The organism is Aquirufa sp. Wall-65K1 (assembly GCF_054558475.1).
In genome coordinates, this window is record NZ_JBPXKD010000001.1 from 418,558 (window position 1) to 440,929 (window position 22,372).

General features: G+C 38.1%; 24 protein-coding genes and 1 tRNA gene. 11 read left to right on the forward strand and 14 right to left on the reverse strand.

The window, feature by feature from the left end; translation table 11 throughout:
• Position 1 precedes the first annotated feature (1 nt).
• Positions 2-1,255, reverse strand: coding sequence for a competence/damage-inducible protein A (locus tag ACST15_RS01880; protein ID WP_459452952.1), 1,254 nt, complete (start codon positions 1,253-1,255; stop codon positions 2-4).
• Between the two features lie 84 nt (positions 1,256-1,339).
• Here ACST15_RS01880 and gldC point away from each other — a divergent pair, with 84 nt between their 5' ends.
• Positions 1,340-1,690, forward strand: coding sequence for a gliding motility protein GldC (gene gldC / locus ACST15_RS01885; protein WP_459452953.1), 351 nt, complete (start codon positions 1,340-1,342; stop codon positions 1,688-1,690).
• A 9-nt stretch (positions 1,691-1,699) separates the two neighbouring features.
• The gene (locus ACST15_RS01890) at positions 1,700-2,749 is read left to right on the forward strand and encodes a thioredoxin family protein (protein ID WP_459452954.1); all 1,050 of its coding nucleotides are present in this window, start codon (positions 1,700-1,702) and stop codon (positions 2,747-2,749) included.
• Positions 2,750-2,751: 2 nt separating this feature from the next.
• Here the strand turns inward: ACST15_RS01890 and ACST15_RS01895 are convergent, their stop codons facing one another.
• From ACST15_RS01895 to ACST15_RS01910, 4 genes are all read right to left on the reverse strand, one after another.
• A complete protein-coding gene (locus tag ACST15_RS01895) occupies positions 2,752-2,940 on the reverse strand; it encodes a DUF6728 family protein (protein WP_459452955.1) in 189 nt (62 codons plus the stop codon).
• Between the two features lies 1 nt (position 2,941).
• Positions 2,942-4,957, reverse strand: a complete 2,016-nt coding sequence (gene ispG, locus ACST15_RS01900; RefSeq protein WP_459452956.1) for a (E)-4-hydroxy-3-methylbut-2-enyl-diphosphate synthase — start codon at positions 4,955-4,957, stop codon at positions 2,942-2,944.
• 88 nt (positions 4,958-5,045) lie between these two features.
• Positions 5,046-6,251 (reverse strand): sugar MFS transporter, encoded by a 1,206-nt coding sequence (locus ACST15_RS01905; protein ID WP_459452957.1) that lies wholly within the window; start codon positions 6,249-6,251, stop codon positions 5,046-5,048.
• A 6-nt stretch (positions 6,252-6,257) separates the two neighbouring features.
• Positions 6,258-7,610 (reverse strand): Gfo/Idh/MocA family protein, encoded by a 1,353-nt coding sequence (locus tag ACST15_RS01910; RefSeq protein WP_459452958.1) that lies wholly within the window; start codon positions 7,608-7,610, stop codon positions 6,258-6,260.
• Between the two features lie 79 nt (positions 7,611-7,689).
• Between ACST15_RS01910 and ACST15_RS01915 the strand changes: the two genes are divergently transcribed.
• From ACST15_RS01915 to ACST15_RS01925, 3 genes are read left to right on the forward strand one after another with little or no spacing between them, the layout of a single operon-like run.
• Positions 7,690-8,112, forward strand: coding sequence for a 6-pyruvoyl trahydropterin synthase family protein (locus ACST15_RS01915; protein ID WP_459452959.1), 423 nt, complete (start codon positions 7,690-7,692; stop codon positions 8,110-8,112).
• Positions 8,072-8,776, forward strand: coding sequence for a GTP cyclohydrolase I FolE (folE, locus tag ACST15_RS01920; protein ID WP_459452960.1), 705 nt, complete (start codon positions 8,072-8,074; stop codon positions 8,774-8,776). The genes ACST15_RS01915 and folE overlap by 41 nt, the downstream gene beginning before the upstream one ends.
• Positions 8,776-9,474: an SDR family NAD(P)-dependent oxidoreductase gene (locus ACST15_RS01925; RefSeq protein WP_459452961.1), complete on the forward strand. Its 699-nt coding sequence runs from the start codon at positions 8,776-8,778 to the stop codon at positions 9,472-9,474. Before folE ends, ACST15_RS01925 begins: the two co-directional genes overlap by 1 nt.
• Here the strand turns inward: ACST15_RS01925 and ACST15_RS01930 are convergent.
• Positions 9,460-10,446, reverse strand: a complete 987-nt coding sequence (locus tag ACST15_RS01930) for a cation diffusion facilitator family transporter (protein WP_459452962.1) — start codon at positions 10,444-10,446, stop codon at positions 9,460-9,462. The two genes, ACST15_RS01925 and ACST15_RS01930, sit on opposite strands and share 15 nt — an antisense overlap.
• Before the next feature lie 49 nt (positions 10,447-10,495).
• Between ACST15_RS01930 and ACST15_RS01935 the strand changes: the two genes are divergently transcribed.
• On the forward strand, positions 10,496-11,047 hold the full coding sequence (locus ACST15_RS01935; RefSeq protein ID WP_459452963.1) for an NUDIX domain-containing protein: 552 nt from the start codon (positions 10,496-10,498) through the stop codon (positions 11,045-11,047).
• Here the strand turns inward: ACST15_RS01935 and surE are convergent.
• A complete protein-coding gene (surE, locus tag ACST15_RS01940; protein ID WP_459452964.1) occupies positions 11,037-11,819 on the reverse strand; it encodes a 5'/3'-nucleotidase SurE in 783 nt (260 codons plus the stop codon). The two genes, ACST15_RS01935 and surE, sit on opposite strands and share 11 nt — an antisense overlap.
• Positions 11,820-11,869: 50 nt before the next feature.
• Between surE and ACST15_RS01945 the strand changes: the two genes are divergently transcribed.
• Positions 11,870-12,355, forward strand: coding sequence for an N-acetyltransferase family protein (locus ACST15_RS01945; RefSeq protein ID WP_459452965.1), 486 nt, complete (start codon positions 11,870-11,872; stop codon positions 12,353-12,355).
• Here the strand turns inward: ACST15_RS01945 and ACST15_RS01950 are convergent.
• Positions 12,336-13,214 carry a nucleoside phosphorylase gene (locus ACST15_RS01950; protein ID WP_459452966.1) on the reverse strand — a complete coding sequence of 293 codons (879 nt, stop codon included), beginning with the start codon at positions 13,212-13,214 and terminating at the stop codon, positions 12,336-12,338. The two genes, ACST15_RS01945 and ACST15_RS01950, sit on opposite strands and share 20 nt — an antisense overlap.
• A gap of 50 nt (positions 13,215-13,264) precedes the next feature.
• Here ACST15_RS01950 and ACST15_RS01955 point away from each other — a divergent pair, with 50 nt between their 5' ends.
• On the forward strand, positions 13,265-13,726 hold the full coding sequence (locus tag ACST15_RS01955) for a hypothetical protein (protein ID WP_459452967.1): 462 nt from the start codon (positions 13,265-13,267) through the stop codon (positions 13,724-13,726).
• A gap of 6 nt (positions 13,727-13,732) precedes the next feature.
• Complete coding sequence (locus ACST15_RS01960) at positions 13,733-15,244, forward strand: serine hydrolase domain-containing protein (RefSeq protein ID WP_459452968.1); 1,512 nt, start codon at positions 13,733-13,735, stop codon at positions 15,242-15,244.
• Here ACST15_RS01960 and trhO read toward each other — a convergent pair.
• A complete protein-coding gene (gene trhO / locus ACST15_RS01965; protein ID WP_459452969.1) occupies positions 15,235-16,227 on the reverse strand; it encodes an oxygen-dependent tRNA uridine(34) hydroxylase TrhO in 993 nt (330 codons plus the stop codon). The two genes, ACST15_RS01960 and trhO, sit on opposite strands and share 10 nt — an antisense overlap.
• A 38-nt stretch (positions 16,228-16,265) precedes the next feature.
• Positions 16,266-16,349 (reverse strand) — tRNA-Leu (locus ACST15_RS01970).
• Between the two features lie 76 nt (positions 16,350-16,425).
• Here ACST15_RS01970 and ACST15_RS01975 point away from each other — a divergent pair.
• Positions 16,426-16,800: a DUF3127 domain-containing protein gene (locus ACST15_RS01975; protein ID WP_459452970.1), complete on the forward strand. Its 375-nt coding sequence runs from the start codon at positions 16,426-16,428 to the stop codon at positions 16,798-16,800.
• Positions 16,801-16,870: 70 nt separating this feature from the next.
• Here the strand turns inward: ACST15_RS01975 and ACST15_RS01980 are convergent, their stop codons facing one another.
• Genes ACST15_RS01980 through ACST15_RS01990 form a run of 3 tightly spaced genes read right to left on the reverse strand, consistent with a single transcriptional unit; the run spans position 16,871 to position 19,196 of the window.
• Positions 16,871-17,743 carry a pirin family protein gene (locus ACST15_RS01980; RefSeq protein WP_459452971.1) on the reverse strand — a complete coding sequence of 291 codons (873 nt, stop codon included), beginning with the start codon at positions 17,741-17,743 and terminating at the stop codon, positions 16,871-16,873.
• A 54-nt stretch (positions 17,744-17,797) separates the two neighbouring features.
• A complete protein-coding gene (locus tag ACST15_RS01985) occupies positions 17,798-18,235 on the reverse strand; it encodes a GNAT family N-acetyltransferase (RefSeq protein ID WP_459452972.1) in 438 nt (145 codons plus the stop codon).
• 1 nt (position 18,236) lies between these two features.
• A complete protein-coding gene (locus ACST15_RS01990) occupies positions 18,237-19,196 on the reverse strand; it encodes a PhoH family protein (protein ID WP_459452973.1) in 960 nt (319 codons plus the stop codon).
• Positions 19,197-19,303: 107 nt separating this feature from the next.
• On the opposite strand from ACST15_RS01990, the gene dnaB reads away from it, so the two are divergent.
• Positions 19,304-20,893: a replicative DNA helicase gene (gene dnaB, locus ACST15_RS01995; RefSeq protein ID WP_459452974.1), complete on the forward strand. Its 1,590-nt coding sequence runs from the start codon at positions 19,304-19,306 to the stop codon at positions 20,891-20,893.
• Here dnaB and rlmD read toward each other — a convergent pair.
• Positions 20,890-22,311, reverse strand: coding sequence for a 23S rRNA (uracil(1939)-C(5))-methyltransferase RlmD (gene rlmD / locus ACST15_RS02000; RefSeq protein WP_459452975.1), 1,422 nt, complete (start codon positions 22,309-22,311; stop codon positions 20,890-20,892). The two genes, dnaB and rlmD, sit on opposite strands and share 4 nt — an antisense overlap.
• Positions 22,312-22,372 lie beyond the last annotated feature (61 nt).

Genomic DNA, 22,372 nt, shown 5'->3' on the forward strand with positions numbered 1-22,372 from the left:
ACTATTGAGTCAATTCGTTTAACAAAAATTTCCTAACTAAATTCAGGCAGTTGAGGGCCGTCATGTGTATAATTTGCTTTCTGGTGCCCGCTAGTTGTAATTTTCGAGTAATCACACCTTGAGGGTGAGATAAGGCTATCCAGACTGTACCTACAGGCTTTTCCTCCGTTCCACCGTCTGGTCCTGCGATTCCAGAACTAGCCAATGATAAAGTACTTTGTAATTTCTCTCTAACGCCATTAGCCATGGCCATTATACATGCTTCACTGACAGCTCCATGTTTCTCTAGAATCTCTGGAGATACTCCTAAACTATCCATTTTCACTTCATTGGCATAAGAAATGACAGCGCCCTTAAAATAAGCAGAACTTCCGGGTATTTCTGTAAATAAATGCGATAAATAACCTCCTGTGCAGCTTTCTGCTAAGGATATCGTTGCCGAATTTTTGACCAATAATTGTCCAATGACTTGAGATAATTCATCTTTTTCATAACCAAAAACAAATGGCTTGATGATGGGCATGACACGATCAATCTCTTGTTGTATTTCATGATTCAATTGAGCAACACTATCTCCAAATCCTGTCAGGCGAAGTTTAACAATGCCCAATGAAGGCAAATAAGCTAATTTAATGTGGCTTGGAAGAGATAATTCCCAATCTTGAATCATATCCGATAAATAGGATTCACCGATTCCTACTACTTTAACTATTTTATGAACAATGGTAGGTGTTTGAAAATGCTGAGCCACACGTGGTAAAACCAATTCCTCCATGATGGCCTTCATTTCAAAGGGAACTCCAGCCATGGAAACCCAAACAGTTCCTTTTTCTTCAAACCACATACCTGGAGCTGTACCTTGTTTATTTTGCACATACTGTGCTTTGGTAGGTAATAAGGCTTGATCCCGATTTAAATCGCTTAATTCTCTACCTCTTTTTTCAAAGAAAACACGAACATCTTCCAATGCTTGAGGATGATAAGCCATATCGCATCCAAAAAATTTAGCTAAGACTTTCTTGGTTAAATCGTCTTTGGTTGGGCCTAGGCCACCTGTGATAAATACAATATCAGCCCGATGCTGTGCTTCCTCTAAAATGCTTAAAATTTCGCTTTCTTGATCGCCTACGGACGACTTCCGTATGGTTTTAATTCCAATTTTATCTAATTCAAGGCTAATCCATTGGGTATTAGTATCCAATATTTGCCCATAAAGAATCTCATCTCCAATCGTAATAATTTCTGCTCGAACCATTAAGTTTTCTTACTTTTGTACGAAAATACGATTTATTTGGGATAGAATTTAATCCCTGAATCGAAAAACAATTCAAATTAAGCAATGAAACAATCTGAGATAAATTTCAAAATAAGTTTAGACGACAATAACATTCCTGAACAAATATCTTGGTCGGCTACTGATAACCCTAACGAAGGTATTGAGGAGACCAAAGCCATATTAGTGGCCACTTGGGATCCCTATCATAAAGGCACTCTAACTTTGCCTCTTTGGACCAAAGACATGGAAGTATTAGACATGAAACGTTTTTTCATAGAAATTTTGGGGACAGTTTCAGAAGCTTCATTGCAAGCTACTGGTGATACCTTTTTCTCTCAGGAAATTGAACAAGTGTGCATGACTTTATCGAGTCATTTGAAGAAAGAAATCATTGCGGCTGAGAAAGGCCAATAATCCATCAACATGAAAGTATCATTTTCATTTATTGCCCTATTGCTATTCCTTACCCTGCCATCCATGGCACAAAAAGGAATAAACTTTATTAAAACAGGCAATTTTAATACGGCAATAGCGGCGGCCAAACAGCAGAATAAACTTTTATTTATGGAAGTTTATGCGCCTGACTGTCATATTTGCAACGCATTTAAAGGCACATTTGCTCAACCCCAGGTAGGTGCATTGTACAATGCCAAATTTGTCAATTTTCAGTTGGATATTCGAAATCCGGAAAATCAAAAGCTGTTGAAAAAGCTTAAAATCATCATTAATGCAACTCCCACTTTCATTTTCATAGATCCCAATACCTTACAAATTGTAGGGGCAAAGATTTTTGGAGAGCGAGATAATTCCGTCATTAATGTGAATTCTATTGCTCAGAAGGCGATAAATCCTGCTGAGCATGCTCAGAATTATGGGAAAAGATTAAAGGCAGGAGATAAAAATCCACAGTTCTTATTAAACTACGCTGAATACGCACGAATTGTTGGAGATACGACTTCGAATATCCTAGCATTTAAAGAATTTGCTAAGACTTTAAATCCAAGTCAATATACCTCTCAAAGTACTTTCAATGCCATTCAGATGGTGATGATGAATAATAACAATGCCTTATTTGATTATTTCATCAATAACATTCCAACATATGAGAGAATTTATGAGGCGAATCCTGTAAGAATGAGTTATGAGAATATTTTTCAAATAGTTTTGACGAGTTCTCAGGCAAATAAACTCAACTTGGCAGATATTCAAAAAATAAAGAATCAAATGACCAAGGCGGGTTTAGATGCCAGTTCGATTCAAAGGAGAATGTGGATGGTTGAAAGTTCCTTGTTATTCAAACAAAAGAAGGCCACACAAGCCATTCAAGTGATTGAAAAACTATTAGCTGTGCTTCCTAATGCTCCAGGACCCAAGGAGTACCAATATTTATGCGATTATGTGAATGGTAAAACCAAAGATAAAAAGGCTTTGGCTTATGCTAAATCACAGTGGTGCAAATATGGAATGAAATAATTCTAGCGAAATACAGCGCGGTAAATCATCACAGCTACACAAAACAGAAACATCACTATCGATATTTTATTAATCGTGTGCATCGTACGAATGTTAAAATTCGTTGGTGCACCTGGTTTTGGTTTTTGAAATACCCGAATGAAGTAAGTAAAAACCTCCCCAATTCTGAATTGTTCTCTTAGTCTACTCATGTTAGTTGTTCGTTTCTTGCGGATCTTTCCAAATTCCGTCTTCTTTGATTAATTGAATTAATTCATCCACAGCAGAATCTGCTGGAACCGACTTTTTAACAACTTCTTGCCCACGATATAGGGCAATTTTATCTTTTCCTATACCCACATAGCCATAATCTGCATCAGCCATTTCACCTGGGCCATTTACAATACAGCCCATAATGCCAATTTTCACACCTTTCAAATGATCGGTAACTTGTCGGATTCTTGCTGTTGTTTCTTGGAGATCGAATAGGGTTCTTCCACAAGAAGGACATGAAATATATTCTGTTTTTGAAATACGAACACGACAGGCTTGCAGGATACCGAAATTGGTAGAATTAATCAGGAATATTGGTGCGTGAAGGCCTTTTAGAGACAACATCAACCCATCTCCAAAGCCATCAATCAATAAAGCACCGGCATCGGTAGGAGCATAAAGCTGAAACTGATCGGCTGGAATATCTTGATAGTTCAGCCGTATAATTACTGGAATGGAAATACTTTGATTTTCTAATTCAAAAAAGGCTCGACGAATTGCCGCCATTCGGTTTGAAAAGCTTGAAGATAGTACAAGCACCTCATTTTGAGCCGATTTTAGAGCATTTATTAAAACTTGATTGTTCCAAATTTCCTCAGCATCTGCATGAACAAAATTAAGGGATTCATGCTTCTTGGAGTTTGATAACCAATCCGCTGCTTCAAACAAAGGGAATTGATGTTCTGAAGGATTGGATTGACTCCAATGCTTGGCCGATTGAATTTGCTTTAGACCATTGGGTAGCATGAAATCTAAATCCACCGAGCCGGTAAATATATAATCAGCCCCCAAATCATTCATTGCCCATTTATCGGGTTCAGGCAAATAAAAATGACCTATACCTTTTAGATCATCCATGCCAATACTTTTCATATGAGAGAAGTCGGCTATGACACGTGGAACTTGATGCCCTCCGAAATTAGCTCGCTCTACGCTTTTTCTTCGTGTGTAGGCAAATGGATTTATGGGAGAATCAAATCCCTGACTTAGATTAGAAATACTTGGGATAGGAGCATTGGCGTGATTTCGACCTACATAACGCTCTACTAAATCCTTGGCTACGGGTATTTCAAATTCTGGATCTTCGGTTAAAGAAACGCGTATGGTATCTCCCAAACCATCTTCCAATAAAGTACCAATTCCCACCGCGGATTTAATTCGACCATCTTCGCCTTCTCCAGCCTCGGTAACACCTAGGTGTAAAGGATAAGCTTTAAATTGACCGTCTGCTAGCTTCTTACTCAATAAACGATAGGCCTCTACCATCACTTGAGTATTGGAGGCTTTCATGGAAAGTACAATATTGAAATAATTTTCATCTTCACAGATGCGCAAAAACTCCAATGCTGACTCCACCATACCTAAAGGTGTGTCGCCATATCGACTTAAAATACGATCTGACAAAGATCCATGGTTGGTACCGATACGCATGGCAGTACCGTATTCTTTACAAATTTTAACCAAGGGTAAGAATTTATCCCGAATTCTTTCTAATTCTGACTGGTAGGAAGCTTCCGTGTATTCAATCGTCTCGAACCTTTTCTTATCTGCATAATTACCGGGATTAATTCGTACTTTTTCCACGATTCTAGCAGCTAATTCTGCAGCATTGGGAGTAAAGTGAATATCTGCTACCAGAGGCGTTTTATAGCCCTTGGCACGTAAACCCTTACGAATATTCTCTAAATTTTGGGCTTCTTTAACCGATGGAGCGGTTATTCTGACCAATTCACAACCAAAATCAATCATGCGAATGGATTGCTCAATGGAACCTTGTGTATCCATGGTATCCACGGTGGTCATGGATTGTATTCGAATAGGAAAATCAGAACCTAACATCAGATCTCCAATGGAAACCGGTATCGTTTCTCTCCGTTGATAGCCAAATAAAGTAGGAGCGTAGATGTTCCCATCGCTTATCAAATGAGCAGAAGACGACTGAAGGAGGTTTGACATAGGTAGTATATTTATCTCAAATTTACGAAATACAAACAAAAAGCCTCATCTCATGAAAATAAGATGAGGCTCTTTTTCATTCATGTTATTACCAAGAACTCTTTTTGTGACCGATTGTTGCGTAAAATAGAATAAACAAGTAACAAGGAACCATAATGACATAAGCCAATTGGGTATCTTGGATTCTATCGGCAATATCTCCATACAATAATGGAATCAAAGCCCCACCAGAAATCATCATAATAATCAATGCAGAGCCTAATTTGGTGAATTTACCTAAACCATTAATGGCTAAAGGCCATAATGCAGGCCACATCAAAGCATTCGCTAAGCCTAAAAGTGCCAAACACATCACCGAATAATAACCATCTAATAGAACTGTTCCTAATGAAAATACAACCCCTAAAATGGCGGAGTAATTCAAGGCTTTTTGTTGAGACAAAACTTTAGGAATGAATAAGATACCTACTACATAACCTGCCAACATGCCATACAAAGTATATGTGGTAAAGGTTTTAGCTACTTCCATATCTATACCTTGCGATACACCGTAATTGATGATGGTATCACCTGCCATTACTTCCACACCCACATATAAAAAGAATGCTACCAGACCTAATACTAAATTGGGATAAGCCCAAACACTAGCGTGTTGAACTGAAGCAGCTTCTTCGCTTTCTTCTGCTTCCACTTCGGGCAAAGTAGAAAAGCGAACCAATAAGGCTAATCCTACCAAAACTCCCGTCATAATTAAATAAGGAGTCACCACAATACTTAAATCTTTGGCATCTGTGGTGGAGGATAATAATAAACCTCCAAAAATAAATTGACTTAAAATACCAGCCACTTTATTACAAATTCCCATTACAGAAATACGCTTGGCTGCGGAATCAGGTGATCCTAAGATGGTTACATATGGATTGGAAGCTGTTTGTAAAAGGGCTAAACCTGTACCAATAACGAATAGTCCTAAAAGAAACATGGGGTAATTAGACATTTGAGCAGCAGGAACAAACAAAATAGTTCCCACAGCCATGACCATCAAACCTAAGGACATACCATTTTTAAATCCTGTTTTTGCTAAAACCCAAGAAGAAGGAATAGCCATGACAAAGTAGGAAATAAAAAACGCAGAGGTAACTAATAATGATTCAAAATTATTTAAGTCAAAAGCTGCTTTGAAAAAAGCAATTAATACGGAGTTTACCCATGTCACAAATCCAAATACAAAAAAGAGTATTCCGATGATTAATAGCGCAGCAGAGGTGTTGGTAGGTTTGTTTGTAGTTGTCATAAAGGTTTAATAGTTATCATGTAAAGCAAAAATAGGTTGATTCGTTTTCCATTTTCCACGAGTGAAATCAGGTATTTTAACAGGGGCCGATCCTTTGGCAATTGATTCTTCTGAAAGTGGAGAAATAGCTGACCATGCAGCTGCATCATAAACGTCGATAGGAGGGGCTACTTTATTTTTAATGGACTCGATAAAAGCTCTTAAAACGAAATAATCAATACCGCCATGACCTGCATTTTCAGCATCTTGGGCATGAGCTTTCCATAGTGGATGATCGTATTTCTCTTGGTAAGGTTTAAACGGTTCCCAACTATGTGCTTTGGGGGAAACACCTTCTAAATAGATCGATTTATTATCATCCATCCATAAACCATTAGTTCCTTGCACACGGAATCCTAAAGAATAAGGTCTCGGCGAATTAGTATCATGAGAAATCATGATGGTTTCTCCATTCGCACATTTAATTAAGGTAGTCACTACGTCACCCAATTTAAACTTAACCTTGGCATTAGGATGATCTTTCCCTCCTTTATCCACCACATATTTATGTAAACCCAAGGCTGGACTAGCCATGGATGTTAAATGTAAAAATTGATTTCCGCGATTGATATTGAGCATCTCAGCCACAGGACCTAAACCATGCGTAGGGTATATATCACCATTGCGATCAATCGAGTGTTGGGTTCTCCATTTAGCTTCCGAAAAACCTTTAGCCCCGAATTCAACTCCACCGCCATAGGCTTTTACCCCATCATTAAATTTAACTTCTCTTAGATCATGCTGGTAACCACATTGAACATGGGTTAAGTCTCCAAACATACCTTGACGAACCATATTCAAAACAGCCAATACATCTCTTCGATAACAAACATTCTCCAAAATCATGCAATGGGCTCCTGTTTTCTCATACATATTCACCAAATCCCATGATTCTTTCAAAGTTACGGTAGCAGAGACTTCGACTCCCGTATATTTCCCTTCCTTCATGGAAGCTAAGGCCATTGGTACGTGCCATTCCCAAGGAGTAGCAATAATGACACCATCGATATCATTTCGTTTAACTAAGTTTTCAAAATCATGATTACCTTTTTGATAAACAGCTGCTTCTGGGCGGCCTTTATCACGAATCATTTTTTGTGAAATCTGTATGGCTTTCGGATCAATATCGCAGATAGCTACTATTTCAACATCAGGACGGTACATTGCCATTTCCAGATGATTTCTTCCTCGAAGTCCAACACCAATGAAACCTAAACGCACTTTTGTTTGTTCTGTTGGTATGCCTTTTAAAATAGTTGGAAATAGGGCAGCAGACGACGTATATAGCAGCGATTTAGAAATAAAGTTTCGCCTTTTCATAAATAGTTAAACGGTTTTTAGAAAATGAAATTGAAATTTAATCAAAATATGGCTGTAAATTTATATCCAATTTAAAAAAATGATAGAGCTTCCCCGTGTAAGTGTATTTAGGAAAGAGCATTTCAATGCTGCCCATCGATTATATAATGCCAATTGGACAGATGAAAAGAACCAAGAAGTGTTTGGTTTGTGCAATAATCCAAATTTCCATGGACACAATTATGAATTAATTGTGCAAATTACTGGAACAATTAATCCTGAAACGGGTTATGTGATAGATATGAAAGAAGTTTCCAATCTAGTTCAAAGGGAAATTATCAAGAAATTCGATCACAAGAATTTAAATTTGGATGTTCCTGAATTTGCCCATTTGAACCCTACGGCTGAAAACATTGCTTATATTATTTATCAAAAAATTAGAGCTGAACTGGCCACCAACCTTGACTTAAAAATTAGATTATATGAAACAGAAAGAAATTTTGTTGAATTCCCTGCTCATTGATACGGAAAATTTCCATTTCACAGATGATGAGATTGGGGATAATCACATAGCGACTTCGATAGAAACGCCTATGAGATCGGATGCATTTGATCTTTCTGATGCAGAAAAAATCCAAAAAATTGAAGGTCATTTCAGAGAAATCATGTTGACTTTAGGTTTAGACCTATCGGATGACTCCTTAAAAGGTACACCCAAGCGAGTAGCTAAAATGTATATTGAGGAAATTTTCAGTGGTTTAAATCCAAAGAATGAGCCTCAGGTAGCTTTATTTGAAAACAAATTCGGCTACAATGAAATGCTTATTGAGAAAAATATCAGTTTTTACTCAAATTGTGAGCACCATTTTGTACCTATAGTTGGTAAAACGCATATTGCTTATGTTTCTTCGGGTAAGGTAATTGGTTTATCGAAATTGAACCGTATCGTTCAATATTATGCCAAAAGACCCCAAGTTCAAGAGCGCTTGACGATGCAAATTGCCAAGCATTTGCAAAAAGTGTTGGAGACTGAGCATGTTGCCATTTACATTGATGCTAAACATTTATGTGTTTCATCTAGAGGTGTAAAAGACGATGCTACATCAACCATAACCTCTTTTTACGGAGGTAAATTTCAGGAAGAGGCTACTAAAAAAGAATTTTTAGGTAGTATTCAGTCGGTATAATGGGAGTCTATGTTGTAGTAGGAGCTAGCCAAGGGATTGGTTACTCCATAGCCGAGCAATTGAGTGCTGCTGGTCATCGTGTACTTAATTTTTCTAGAAAAGCATCTAATTTACCAGGCCTTGAAAATTATACATGGGATGCAGTCCAAGAAGATGATAGCGTATTCGCTTCTATTCAAGGGCCTATCGACGGTCTGGCTTATTGCCCAGGTAGTATTGTCTTAAAACCTTTTCATCGACTAAGTACAGCAGATTTTGAATTAGATTTTAAAATCAATGTATTAGGAGCCGTTCGGGTAATTCAAGCCATTTTACCTTCTTTAAAACAATCTGAAAGTGCTTCCATAGTCATGTTCAGTACTGTTGCAGTACAAACGGGTATGGGTTTCCACGCATCTATAGCCAGTTCAAAAGGGGCTATTGAAGGTCTTACTCGATCTTTAGCAGCAGAATTAAGTAGCTTCAAAATTCGTGTTAACGCCATTGCTCCATCCTTGACGCAAACACCATTGGCTCAAAACCTGTTGAGTACTCCAGAAAAAGTAGAGGCTGGAGGAAAAAGACATCCACTAGGTAGGGTTGGACGAGCCGAAGATGTAGCTAATTTGGGGGTATTCTTGTTAAAACCAGAAAACTCTTGGATTACAGGACAAATAATAGGTGTTGACGGAGGAATTGGAAGCTTAAGAACGGTTTAATTGTTCTAAAAAATGCTTTTGGTTTAAAGCTAAATTGACATTGTTCCATTCAATTTTTTCTTGAAAAGCATGAGCTCGGATAGGGCAATCTGCTATTTGACAGTGGGCACAGCACTCATCCAAGCATGGATCAGCGTGCACGAAAATTTCAATGTGGGTAGGTAAAACCTGAGACAAGGTACCTTCAAAAGCATGAATTTCTTCGTGAACGTGATGTAAATCCCAATATCGGGGAAGAGTTAAGTGACAGTCAATATGTAAATCTCCACCATATTGTTGCACGCGTAAATTATGTAAATCAATCCACTCATCGCGCTGGTTTTTAGTAATCCATTCAATTACCATTCGAAAAACCTTAGGATTGGTTTCATCCATCAATGCAGCCACCGAGGTTCGAATAAGGTGGATACCTTGCCAACACATAAAAATTGCGAATAAGATAGAAGCAGCCGAGTCGACCCAAAGCCAATTGGTAAAATAGGTGATTGCCAAGGCTAATACGACCAATAAACTATTATAAGCATCTAATCTTAAATGTTTCCCATCAGCAACCATGGTAGGAGAATGTTCTTTTTTACCTGATTGAATTAAGAAATACCCCATGATGCCATTCAAGGCTGAGGAAGCTAATGAAATGGCCATACCCAAGTCTAAACTTTTTATTTCTTGCTTAGTCAAAAGATGCTGCGAGGCATGAAGGAAAATATAGGCTGAAGCCAGTAAAATCAAAACCCCTTCTAATCCAGAGGCAAAAAACTCAATTTTACCATGTCCATAAGGATGATTTAGGTCCTTAGGTAAAGACGCCAAATACACCGAATAAAAGGCAAATGCCCCAGCGACAACATTAATGATTGATTCAAGGGCATCGGTTAATAAGGTCGTGGAACCACTAAGGTAATAGGCATAAAACTTCCCAATTAAAATCAGGACACTGACCGAAAACGTAATAAGCAGCAGCCGCTGTTTCATTGGAAGAAATTATGCACAAAGATACATCAATTCCTCTTATTTTTACGGAATGAAAGAACAAGATAAGCCTTGGAAAACACTATCTAAGCATACCGTGTATGATAATCCTTGGATTCGAATAGAACATCATGAAGTCATTAATCCATCCAATAAAGCAGGGATATATGGCCTCGTACATTTTAAAAATACGGCCGTTTCTGTTTTTCCAATAGATCAAGAGGGAAATACCTATTTGGTAGGGCAATTTCGCTATACTTTGGACGAATATTCATGGGAGTTACCGGAAGGTGGCTGTCTCATTCAAGATGGAGAAATACCTTTAGAGGCTGCCAAAAGGGAATTAGAAGAAGAGACAGGCTTTAAAGCAACAGACTGGAAAGAATTGGGGACTTGTTACCTATCCAACTCGGTCACTGATGAAAAAGCGTACATGTTTTTAGCTCAGGGTCTACAGATGGGAGTTGCAGCACCCGAAGAAACAGAATCTTTAAAAATTAAGAAACTTCCTGTTCATGAAGTCTTTCAAATGGCAGAAAATGGGGAAATTCAAGATGCATTAAGTCTATTAACCATACTAAAAGTTAAAGCCCTTATATCGTAAAATCCCAATGTTTCATTTCTTCTAAAGCCTGATAATCAGTCAAATCATACTTAACGGGAACAACTGTAGCATAATTTTCTGACAGCCAATCTAAATCCGTTCCATTGTTTTGATCTTCATTATGTAAAAAGCCATCCATCCAGAAATAGGGTTGGCCATAAGGATCTTTTCGCTCTTCAAAAAACTCGCGATAGACAGCTTTAGCTTGTCTAGCCACCCGAATTCCTTGAATAGGAGCATCTGTTTTGGCGGGGAAATTAACATTTAAGGTTAAGCCTTCATGTAAACCATGCGCTAATACTTGCTGAGCTATTTTGATGATTAAATCATGGCAGTGACTAAAATCAGCATCACCCGCATAATCACAAAGAGAAAATCCAATGGCAGGAATTCCTTCCATAGCCGCCTCAATAGCTGCTGACATGGTGCCAGAATACAAAACTGATATGGATGCATTGGATCCATGATTGATCCCAGAAACCATCAAATCTATCTTTCTTCCTTTTAAAATATAGTGTTTACCAAACTTAACACAGTCGGCAGGGGTACCTGAACATTTATAAGACTGAATATTTGGACCAAAAGTTTCCGTCTTTGTCACACGAATAGGAGTTCCCATAGTGATGGCATGGCCCATGCCAGATTGATGGCTATCAGGTGCCACAACCACTACTTCACCAATCTCTGACATAATCTCAGTTAATACTTTGATTCCTTTGGAATGAATGGAATCATCATTAGCTATTAGAATAAGTGGTTTCTCTTGACTCATATTTTATTAATTTTAACGAATTTACAAATTTGCTCCCTTAATTTTGCACGATGCAAATCCGAAAAGCTGAAATAATTGATATTCCGACCATACAAGAAATAGCTGCTCAAGCTTGGCGGCCAACCTATGGTGCTATTTTGAGTGAAGAGCAATGTGTCTACATGTTGGACATGATGTATCGAACCGATGTTTTAAGCAATCAAATGGAAGGGAATGTCCATTTTTTTATGTTAGAATCGGAGGAGGGAGCCATTGGTTTTGCCGCTTATGAGGCTGTCAATGAAAATGAAGGTAAGCTGCATAAAATCTATTTGAGGCCTCAACAAAAAAGTAAAGGCGCAGGAACCTACTTACTGGAATTTGTGGCCAAATTTGCTCTTGAAAATGGCCAAAAGGAATTACTATTAAACGTCAATCGCCATAATTCAGCCGTTCAATTTTATATAAAAAGAGGGTTTCAAATCGACCAAGAAATTGATTTGCACGTAGGAGAGGGCTATTACATGAATGATTACATTATGAAAAGAGTGCTATAGCTCTTTCAATCAATTGAGTAATTTGTTTTTCAGGATTTTGTGAAAACTGATGCGTTTTACGATTTGCCAAAATAGCATTGATTGAAATCATTTCATGTCCTAAAACCCCAGAAAAAGCATAATATGCCGATGTTTCCATCTCAATATTGGTGATTTTAGCAGGACCGAGAAACGCTTCTGAGCAATCTTGCAGGAAATTGGGTAAAATGGATTCCATACGGACAGTACGTCCTTGCGGAGCATAAAAACCAGGCGCAGTTAGTGTTATACCTCGATATGCTTCTTTAAAATAAGAATCCTGCGAAAACAAATTCAATAGTGTTTCAGACGCTGCCGCGCCATAAATGGGTAGAGGGTAAGCTATTTGCTGACAAAAGTGTTGTAAATCGGCCTGGGATAAGCTTTTATCTGAATTAAAATCATAAAATTGAGCCAAATTATCGAAACCGATAGCCGCCTGAGAAATTAAAACCGAATCTACAGGAATGTCTTCTTGAATGGAACCAGAAGTACCCATTCGAATCAGATTCAAAGAACGCTTTTCCTTTTTTTCTTGTCTAGTTGAAAAATCAATGTTAGCCAAAGCGTCTAATTCATTCATGACTATCTCAACATTGTCCGCCCCAATACCACTAGAAAGCACTCCAATTGGCTTTCCGGCCAATTCTCCAAAATGGCTGATAAACTCCCGTTTATGGATTTTGGTATGAATACGGTCAAAATGACAGGATACTTTTTCAACTCGTTCAGGATCTCCTACCATGAAAATGGTATCACTTAGTTGCTCGGGACGAATGTTCAAATGGTAAGAACTTCCATCAGGATTTATAATCAAGTCGGTCGGTGAGAAATAGGTCATGAGCAAATTTATTGATAATTTCCCAAAAGAATCATTGGAACATCAAGGATATGCGCGATTGGGTAAGCATTAAATCTCAAATTTATCAAGAAGTTATACAGCGTTTGGAACAAAATATCCAAGAGGCTCAATTAGCCTATGCTCAAGCAAAGGAATCCCGGGATTCGGACACCAAGAGTTCTGCTGGGGACAAGTATGAAACGGGTAGAGAAATGATGCAAAGAGAAATGGATAAATGCTCAGCTTTGATGGATCAAAACAATCATTTACTCCAAATTATCCAGCATATACCCTTGCATCGAAATTATGAAAACATTGATAAGGGAGCGATCATTGAAACAGACAAGGGAATTTATTATATGTTGGTGGGTATTGGAAAAATGACCTTTGACCAGGCAGACTATTTTGTTATTTCACCGGAATCACCCATTGGTAGCCTATTTTTAGGAAAGAAAGTAGGGGAGTTTATCTATTTAAGAGATCAAAAAATTCACATTCAAGGCATTTATTAATTCAACATGATGAAAAGACTTTCAAGTATTATCCTACTTACTTTATGTGTTCAAATCGCTTGGGGACAAGGTTCAGAGGAAAAAATCAAAGCATTTATTCCAACAATTGACCAGTTATTTAAACAATATGCGGAGCAAGAAAAATTACCTAGTGTGGTTTACGGAATAGTTTATCAAGGCAAATTGATACATAGCCATTCGATAGGACTTGCCAATTTGAAGGAAAAAATTCCAGCAAGTACTCAGATGGATTACCGAATAGCTTCTATGACCAAAAGTTTTACAACCATGGCCATTTTGAAGTTACGTGATGAAGGGAAATTGCAATTGGATGAACCGGCCCATCATTACATTCCAGAATTAAAAAATCAACGATATGTGACTCAAGATGCTCCAGAGATAAGCATTCGGCATTTAATGACCCATGCAGCGGGCTTTCCAGAAGATAATCCCTGGGGCGATAGACAATTGGGCATTTCTGAAAAAGCCTTTTCTGAGATGCTTAGCAAAGGTATTTCTTTTTCAACTAACCCTGGGGTAAGTTTTGAATATAGCAATATGGGATTTGCTTTGTTAGGTAGCATCATAAAAAAAGTAAGCGGAAAACCCTATCAAATTTATATTAAAGAGCAAATCTTGAAGCCCTTAGGCATGAATGACACCTATTGGGAATATGCTGATATACCTAAAAACAAATTAGCATTAGGATATCGATGGATCAATGACACATGGGTAGAGCAACCTTTGGAACACGACGGAGCTTATGGGGCCATGGGAGGTTTAATTACAAGCATGGAGGATTTTAGTCGATATGTAGCCTTTCACTTATCTGCTTGGCCAGAAAGAAATGACCCTGAAACGGGACCAATCAAGCGATCTTCTGTGAGAGAAATGCAATTCCCGTGGAATTTCATTGGAGTGAATGCCCAACAAAAATACCCCAACGGACAGGTAGGGTTAAACTTTAGTGCCTATGCCTATGGTTTAAGCTTTTCAAAAGATTATGCCAATAGAACCTCGGTATCACATTCAGGCGGATTACCAGGATTTGGGAGTAATTGGCGAATTTTCCCTGACTATCAACTTGGCATTATTTCCTTCAGCAATTTGACGTATGCCAATATGGGCAGAATCAACTTGAAAATTATTGATTCTTTGATTAATTCTAAGGCATTACCCAAGCGTGATTTACCTATTTCGGCGATTTTGAAGCAAAGACAAAGTGAAATAATGCAATTATTGCCACAGTGGAATCAAGCGGAATCAAGTGGCTTATTTGCCATTAACTTTTTCTCAGATTATTTCATCCCTGTTTTGAAAAAAGAGGCTGAAACTTTATTTGGCAAAATTGGAAAAATAAAAAAAGTACATGAAATGGTACCTGAGAACCAATTAAGAGGAAAATTCAGAATCGAAGGAGAAAAAGGGGATTTAGAGGTAAGTTTCACACTCAGTCCAGAAAACCCAGCACTCATTCAAGAATTTCACTTATATGAAATAAAAAAGGCTCAAGAATGAGCCTTTTTTTGTTTTTCTTCAATTTTGGCATTTCTGCTGAAGGACTTAAATCCAAGAATAGGAGAGTAGCCTACTGATTGTTTGGAATAATATCCTTTTTCATTGTAAGGCCGCTTTCTAGGATGATCTTTACATTCAGGCGAACAGGCCCCATCCATTTCCTTCAAACATGCTGGGCAAATAGCTAAATGCTCATTACATTCTGGATTAGCACAGTTTACCATGTGATCAGAAGGTTCTTGGCATACATGGCATTTGGAGATAACCATTGGATTTACACAATTTACGGACGTAGCTACCCGACTATCAAATACATAACAAGAACCGTCAAAATCCTCTCCACCTTCTTCTAATCCATATTTTATAATTCCTCCGTGCAATTGGTACACATCTTTAAAACCTTTCTCCAATAAATAGGCAGAGGCTTTTTCACACTTAATACCTCCTGTACAATAGGTTATGACTTTTTTATCCTTTAGATGTTCAATTTCATGTACATGATCCGGTAGGTCACGAAGGTTTTCCATATCAAAAGTGTAAGCACCTTTGAAACGACCTAATTCATGTTCATAATTTGAACGCATATCCACTAAAACTACATTGGGATCGTTTTTAAGTAATTCTTTGAATTCTTTGGGCTTCAAATGCTTTCCAGTCCTTTCTAATGGATTTACAGGCAAGTCAGAATGAACTATTTCCTTTTTAACACGTACATGCAATTTATTGAACGTATGCTGATCAAATTCTTCAATTTTAAAGTCAAAGTCATTACCCTGAAAAATAGGATCACTTTCCAGCCACCTCATGTATTTTTCACAATCTTCTTTGAGGCCTGAGACGGCACCATTCAATCCTTCTGATGCTACAATTATGCGGCCCAGGATATTGTTTTCAATACAAAAAAGGTGATGTTTTTCCCGATAAGCCTCAGGATCTGGCACAGGGGTGTAGTTATAGTAAAGCAACACACTGTAAGGTTTCATCTTCAACATGATTTACAGATTATGAATAAAAAAATAAGTGACGATGGGGAGATTCGAACTCCCATACCTAAAACGGCACTACCACCTCAAAGTAGCGTGTCTACCAATTCCACCACATCGCCAAAATGGTTAGCAAAATTACCAAATATTTGCTTACTTGCAAGGAAATCAAGTTTTCATCAAATCTGAATAAACAGAATGGCTTTAGAAATCAGCGGAAAATTAATTAAAAAACTTCCTGAGGTAACCGGTACAGGACGTAATGGAACCAATTGGATTAAGCAAGAATTTGTTATTGAAACTCAAGATCAATACCCTAAAAAAGTATGTATGTCGGTCTGGGGTGATAAGACTCAAGATTTAGCTCCGGTACAAGAAGGTGAAATAGTGAAAGTACAATTCAATGTAGAATCTAGAGAATATAATGATCGCTGGTATACAGAAATAAGAGCTTATCGCTTAGATCGTTCTGGGTCGGCTCCGTCAGTTCCTCCTAATGTAGCTCCTTCAGCTGGTGGTGGCTATCAGTTTCCTCCATTGGAAGCTGAATCTGGAGATGATCTTCCTTTTTAAAAATCAATTGGCATAACATAGAGCCCAAGCATTGCTTGGGCTCTAAACCGTGCAATGCTTGGGCTCTATATTATGCCAAAAACCCAAATTTTCCTGAATTAAAATCATGGAAAGCTTGCATGATTTCTTGACGAGTATTCATAACAAAAGGTCCATGGGCTGCGATAGATTCATGAATAGGTTCTCCGCTTAGAATCAAAACAATACTATCTTCTTTAGCTTCCAAACTAAATTCTTCTCCTACATTTTCCATCAAGGCTAAATGATCTAATTCGGCTACTTCCGTTCCATTGATGGTAATACTTCCTTCAATGACTAATAAACAAGTGTTATAGGTTGCAGGAAAGGAGAAACTCGCTTTAGCACCTGCTTTCAGTTTTGCATTCAACATATTGACTGGAGTAAATGTAGATGCTGGGCCCTTATGACCGTGGTATTCACCTGCTATAACTTCAACTAGGCCAACATTTTCTCCTAAATCAACCTTGGTGATTTGTTGATTCGAAATAGCCTGATATTTGGGTGTTGACATCTTGTCTTTGGCAGGTAAATTCACCCATAACTGGACCATTTGAAAATCACCTCCTTCAGCACTAAAACTTTCTTCATGGTATTCTTTGTGTAATACTCCAGAAGCAGCTGTCATCCATTGAACATCACCTTCACCAATGATTCCTCCACCACCACTACTATCATGGTGAGCCACACGACCTTTATAAGCTATGGTTACCGTTTCAAATCCTCGATGGGGATGAACTCCTACGCCTCTTGCTTCAGCAGAAGGAGAGAAGTAATGTTTGGAACCATAATCCAACATGATAAAAGGACTCATTCGTTGCATATCCAGACCGTATCGGCTTGGAATAAAATTATGCACTCTAAATCCATCACCTACAAAATGTACCTCTCCGGGAGGGTATATTAATTCGACTTTCTTTGTCATACTCATCTTTATTTTTGGAGAAAAAACCTACCACTAATCACTAAACCCTAAGAACTAATCACTTATTATCAGAGCCATTGCTTGATGAACAATATCTGCCTCAATAAAAGTTTCACCATAAGGAACAAATCCTAAACTTGCGTACAAGGGCATGACAGTTTGTTGGGAATGTAAATAGAAATAAGTGCACTCAGGATAAGTATTTCGAGCTTCTTGCAGGATATGCCGAACCATTTGACTGGCAAATCCTTTACCACGAGCATCTGCCAAAGTGGCAATTCGCTCGACTTTGATTCCTTTTTCGGTTTTACGAAAACGGCCTGTAGCCGCAGGTTTTCCATCCTCCAGAAGTAGGTAATGTTGGGCTTGTGCATCCAATTCATCAAATTCTTCTGAGGGCAAACAAGCTTGTTCTACAACAAATACTTTGATTCTAATATCAAAAACCTGGTGAATTTCCTCTAGTGATTTGGCTTGAATAATTTCAACCATCTTATTTTTCTTGTTTTCCGTAGGCCTCAATGATTTCACGAACTAAGCGGTGACGAACGACGTCAGAACCGTCTAATTCAACAAATGATATCCCTGCTATACCTTTTAATATATGTGCTGCTTCCCCCAATCCTGAAACCTGGTTTTTAGGTAAATCCACTTGAGATTTATCACCTGTTATGATAGTCTTTGATTGAATACCCATACGAGTTAAAAACATTTTCATCTGCATGGAAGTGGTATTCTGCGCCTCATCTAATAAAATGAATGCTTTATTCAAGGTGCGACCACGCATGTAGGCTAAAGGAGCAATTTCAATGGTTCGATTCTCAATATAAAATTTCAATTTCTCAGCAGGAATCATATCTTCCAATGCATCGTAAATTGGACGTAAATAAGGGTCAATTTTTTCCTTTAAATCTCCAGGTAAAAAACCCAGATTTTCTCCTGCTTCTACCGCAGGCCTGGTGATGATAATCTTTTTGACTTCTTTGTTTTTGAGCGCTTTGACAGCTAAAGCCACTGCCGTATATGTCTTACCGGTTCCCGCAGGGCCAATCGCAAAAACAATATCATTTTTACTAGCTGCTTCTACTAATTTTCGTTGATTGGGGGTTTTGACTTTAATGACTAAACCTTTGGTCCCAAAAAGCAACACGTCTTTATCTTCCACCCATGGAGTTTCATTTTCCTCTCCGGTGGGATTTAAGATCAAATCAATGTAGGCCTTCATGTGGTTGGCCGACAAAGAACTATGTTTTTCTAAATGCTTGATACATTGATTGACAATGGCCTCTACCAAAGAAATTTGATCATCTGAACCACGAACCGTAATTTGATCTCCGCGAGCAATGATTTTGGTCTGAGGAAAAGCTTCTGTCAATAAGGTTAAGTTGGAATTTGAGACTCCGAGAAAATCTACCAGAGACACATCCGTTAAGGCAATAATTTTTTCTAACAAGTATGAAAAAGTTAAGGTGAAAAATATTTACTAAAATAGAGAATAATTGAAATTTAATCGGCTGATTAGAATGATATTTTTATCAAAATATTGTAAAATTGTAGTCTATGGAATCAAACAATCCCTCATCAATTTCTAAAAAAGCAAATTCTGGCTATAATCGTACGAATCAACCAGCACGATTAAGTGATTTAGGCTTAGGAAAGCTTCCTCCACAAGCGCCTGAGCTAGAAGAAGCTTTGCTGGGAGCATTGATGTTGGAAAAGGAACCCTTGGCCAATGTTATTGAATTATTAAAACCTGAAACCTTTTATAAAGAGGCTCACCAAAAAATATTTCAGGCCATTCAAGGTTTATTTCAAGCTTCTCAACCTGTCGACTTACTAACAGTCAACAATTACCTCAAAATAAACGGAGATCTAGAGAAAGCAGGAGGCACGAGTTATTTAGCCCAATTAACATCTCGAGTAAGTTCAACCTCGAACGTTGAATTTCACGCTAGGATTATCATTGAGCAATACATCAAACGCCAATTGATTCATGTATCCTCAGAAATTCAGCGATTGGCTTATGAGGATACCACCGACGTATTTCAAATTTTGGATCGAATGGAACAAGAATTGTTTTCCATTGCCGAATCTAATATTCGAAAGAATTACGAGAGTATGTCGGACATTCTAAAGAAGGCCATTGATGAATTAGAGAAGAAACAAAAGCAAAAAAGTGGACTGACTGGAATTCCATCTGGTTTTACTGAATTAGACCGTCATACCTCAGGTTGGCAAAAACAGGAATTAATCATCATTGCGGCTCGTCCAGGTATGGGAAAAACCGCCTTTGTGGTTTCAGCTTGTAGAAATGCAGCCCTAGACTTTGGTCATGCTGTAGCCTTGTTCTCGCTGGAGATGAGTTCCATACAATTGGTGAATCGTATTGTATCTGCCGAAGCGGAGATTGAAGCTGAAAAGATAAGAAAAGGGAAATTGGAGCCACATGAATGGCAACAATTGCATACCAAGATTGATAAATTATTTCAAGCACCTATCTATATTGACGATACGCCCGCCTTATCCATTTTGGAATTAAGGGCCAAATGCCGTCGTTTGAAAGCTCAGAAAAACATTGAGCTGATTGTGATTGACTACTTACAATTAATGACAGGTGATACCTCTGGGAAAGGGGCAAGTGGTAACCGTGAACAAGAAATTGCTCAAATCTCTCGTGCTTTAAAACAACTGGCGAAAGAATTAGACGTACCAGTCATTGCTTTGTCACAGTTAAATCGTTCAACAGAAACGCGTGGTGGCAATAAAAAACCTCAACTTTCTGACCTTCGTGAATCAGGAGCCATTGAGCAAGATGCTGACCAGGTTATGTTTATCTATCGTCCGGAATACTATGGTATAACGACTGACGAGCAGGGTAATTCCATTGCAGGGATGGGAGAGATCATCATGGCTAAAAACCGTTCTGGTTCATTAGAAAATGTATGGTTGAAGTTCATAGGTAAGTTCACGAAATACTGCGACTTAGATTTTCAACCATTTGCTGATGGAAATGGCAACGGAGTGTTTAATTTAAGTGAATTAGGTGATACAGCCTCTCAATTTGAACAAGGAAATAGCGACGCAGTATTTAAAGGAAGCAAAATGAATTTGCCTCCAGCCGACTTTGATCCGCTAAACGAACCTTTCTAATTTTTTCTTAAACGTAAACGGACGATGTTTTCCACATGGTGGGTTTGGGGAAACATATCTACTGGGTGCACCACATCCACCTCATAGGCCTCATCTAACCATGCAATGTCACGTGCTTGGGTAGCTGGATTACAGCTTACATAAACGATTTTTTCTGGTCGAACCTGTAAAAGTTGACGCACTACATCTTCATCCATCCCAGCTCTTGGTGGATCCGTAATTACGACCTGAGGCTTACCATGTTGTTCTATAAATTCTTGGGTAAGTAGCTTTTTCATATCACCAGCAAAGAAAGAAGCTGTATCAATTTTATTTTGAATAGCATTCATGCGGGCATCTTCTACAGCCATTTCCACATACTCTAATCCAACCACTTTAGCCGCAAATTTGGCTAAAAACAAAGCAATGGTTCCAGTACCTGTATATAGGTCATAAACTAATTCATCTCCTTGTAAATCAGCATATTCACGAACCAATTGGTATAATCGAAGCGCTTGTTTGGCATTGGTTTGAAAAAAGGATTTTGGACCAATCTGAAAATGTAATTCCTCCATTTGTTCCTCGATAAATGGTTTTCCATGGAAGCATATAACTTCTAAATCATGAAAAGTGTCATTTCCTTTTTGGTTGACAACATAATTCAATGAAGTGATCATAGGGAATGTCACTTTCAAATAGTTCATGACTAAAGAAATCTCAGATTCAGTAGCATAAGCAAATTGGACTACCACCATCCATTCACCTGAGCTCGCATTTCGAATAATTAAATTGCGTAATGCGCCTTCTTGCTGATTTTTTAATTCATAAAATGAAATTCCATGGGCCTCAGCAAAATCACGTACTCCGTTTCGGATGGCATTGGAAGGATCTGGTTGCAAATAACAATGATCCACAGGAAGGATTTTATCAAAACGACCTGGCACGTGAAAACCTAAAGCATTCATGGAACCTAAGTCCTCTTTTCCTATTTCTTCGTTGGTAAGCCAACGAGAAGAAGAAAATGTGAATTCCAATTTATTTCGATAATAGTATTCCTCCTCTGAGCCTAAAATGGGCTGAAATTCAGGGAGTTTCACTTTAGCAATTCTTTCTAAATTATCTTTTACTTGTCGCTGTTTAAACGATAATTGGGCTTCATAGGAAACATGCTGCCATTTACAGCCACCACAAAAGCCGAAATGTTCGCAAGGAGACGCTGTTCTAAAAGGAGAGAGCGCTTGAATATTAATTGCCTGAGCTTGTTTAAATTTCTTTTTGGACTTGAGTATACGCAAATCGGCAATGTCACCTGGGGCAACAGTTCCTTGAACGAAGATGACTTCATCATTGACTTTAGCAATACATTTAGCTTCTGCAGCAAAATCAAGGATGGAAATTTGCTCTAAAACTTGAGGGATTTTATATTTTCTGGCGCTCATAATTAAATTCTAGCACAAAAATAGGGCTTTCATTTGGCTAGTCAATCAATTATGGGATAAA

Coding starts and splice junctions, on each gene's coding strand:
- ACST15_RS01955 (WP_459452967.1), top strand. CDS start 13,265: ATGCGCGATTGGGTAAGCATTAAATCTCAAATTTATCAAGAAGTTATA.
- ACST15_RS01880 (WP_459452952.1), bottom strand. CDS start 1,255: ATGGTTCGAGCAGAAATTATTACGATTGGAGATGAGATTCTTTATGGG.
- ACST15_RS01960 (WP_459452968.1), top strand. CDS start 13,733: ATGATGAAAAGACTTTCAAGTATTATCCTACTTACTTTATGTGTTCAA.
- gldC (WP_459452953.1), top strand. CDS start 1,340: ATGAAACAATCTGAGATAAATTTCAAAATAAGTTTAGACGACAATAAC.
- ACST15_RS01905 (WP_459452957.1), bottom strand. CDS start 6,251: ATGACAACTACAAACAAACCTACCAACACCTCTGCTGCGCTATTAATC.
- ACST15_RS01945 (WP_459452965.1), top strand. CDS start 11,870: ATGCAAATCCGAAAAGCTGAAATAATTGATATTCCGACCATACAAGAA.
- dnaB (WP_459452974.1), top strand. CDS start 19,304: ATGGAATCAAACAATCCCTCATCAATTTCTAAAAAAGCAAATTCTGGC.
- trhO (WP_459452969.1), bottom strand. CDS start 16,227: ATGAAACCTTACAGTGTGTTGCTTTACTATAACTACACCCCTGTGCCA.
- ACST15_RS01925 (WP_459452961.1), top strand. CDS start 8,776: ATGGGAGTCTATGTTGTAGTAGGAGCTAGCCAAGGGATTGGTTACTCC.
- ACST15_RS01895 (WP_459452955.1), bottom strand. CDS start 2,940: ATGAGTAGACTAAGAGAACAATTCAGAATTGGGGAGGTTTTTACTTAC.
- folE (WP_459452960.1), top strand. CDS start 8,072: ATGAAACAGAAAGAAATTTTGTTGAATTCCCTGCTCATTGATACGGAA.
- ACST15_RS01890 (WP_459452954.1), top strand. CDS start 1,700: ATGAAAGTATCATTTTCATTTATTGCCCTATTGCTATTCCTTACCCTG.
- ACST15_RS01975 (WP_459452970.1), top strand. CDS start 16,426: ATGGCTTTAGAAATCAGCGGAAAATTAATTAAAAAACTTCCTGAGGTA.
- ACST15_RS01915 (WP_459452959.1), top strand. CDS start 7,690: ATGATAGAGCTTCCCCGTGTAAGTGTATTTAGGAAAGAGCATTTCAAT.
- rlmD (WP_459452975.1), bottom strand. CDS start 22,311: ATGAGCGCCAGAAAATATAAAATCCCTCAAGTTTTAGAGCAAATTTCC.
- ispG (WP_459452956.1), bottom strand. CDS start 4,957: ATGTCAAACCTCCTTCAGTCGTCTTCTGCTCATTTGATAAGCGATGGG.
- surE (WP_459452964.1), bottom strand. CDS start 11,819: ATGAGTCAAGAGAAACCACTTATTCTAATAGCTAATGATGATTCCATT.
- ACST15_RS01985 (WP_459452972.1), bottom strand. CDS start 18,235: ATGGTTGAAATTATTCAAGCCAAATCACTAGAGGAAATTCACCAGGTT.
- ACST15_RS01930 (WP_459452962.1), bottom strand. CDS start 10,446: ATGAAACAGCGGCTGCTGCTTATTACGTTTTCGGTCAGTGTCCTGATT.
- ACST15_RS01980 (WP_459452971.1), bottom strand. CDS start 17,743: ATGACAAAGAAAGTCGAATTAATATACCCTCCCGGAGAGGTACATTTT.
- ACST15_RS01950 (WP_459452966.1), bottom strand. CDS start 13,214: ATGACCTATTTCTCACCGACCGACTTGATTATAAATCCTGATGGAAGT.
- ACST15_RS01910 (WP_459452958.1), bottom strand. CDS start 7,610: ATGAAAAGGCGAAACTTTATTTCTAAATCGCTGCTATATACGTCGTCT.
- ACST15_RS01935 (WP_459452963.1), top strand. CDS start 10,496: ATGAAAGAACAAGATAAGCCTTGGAAAACACTATCTAAGCATACCGTG.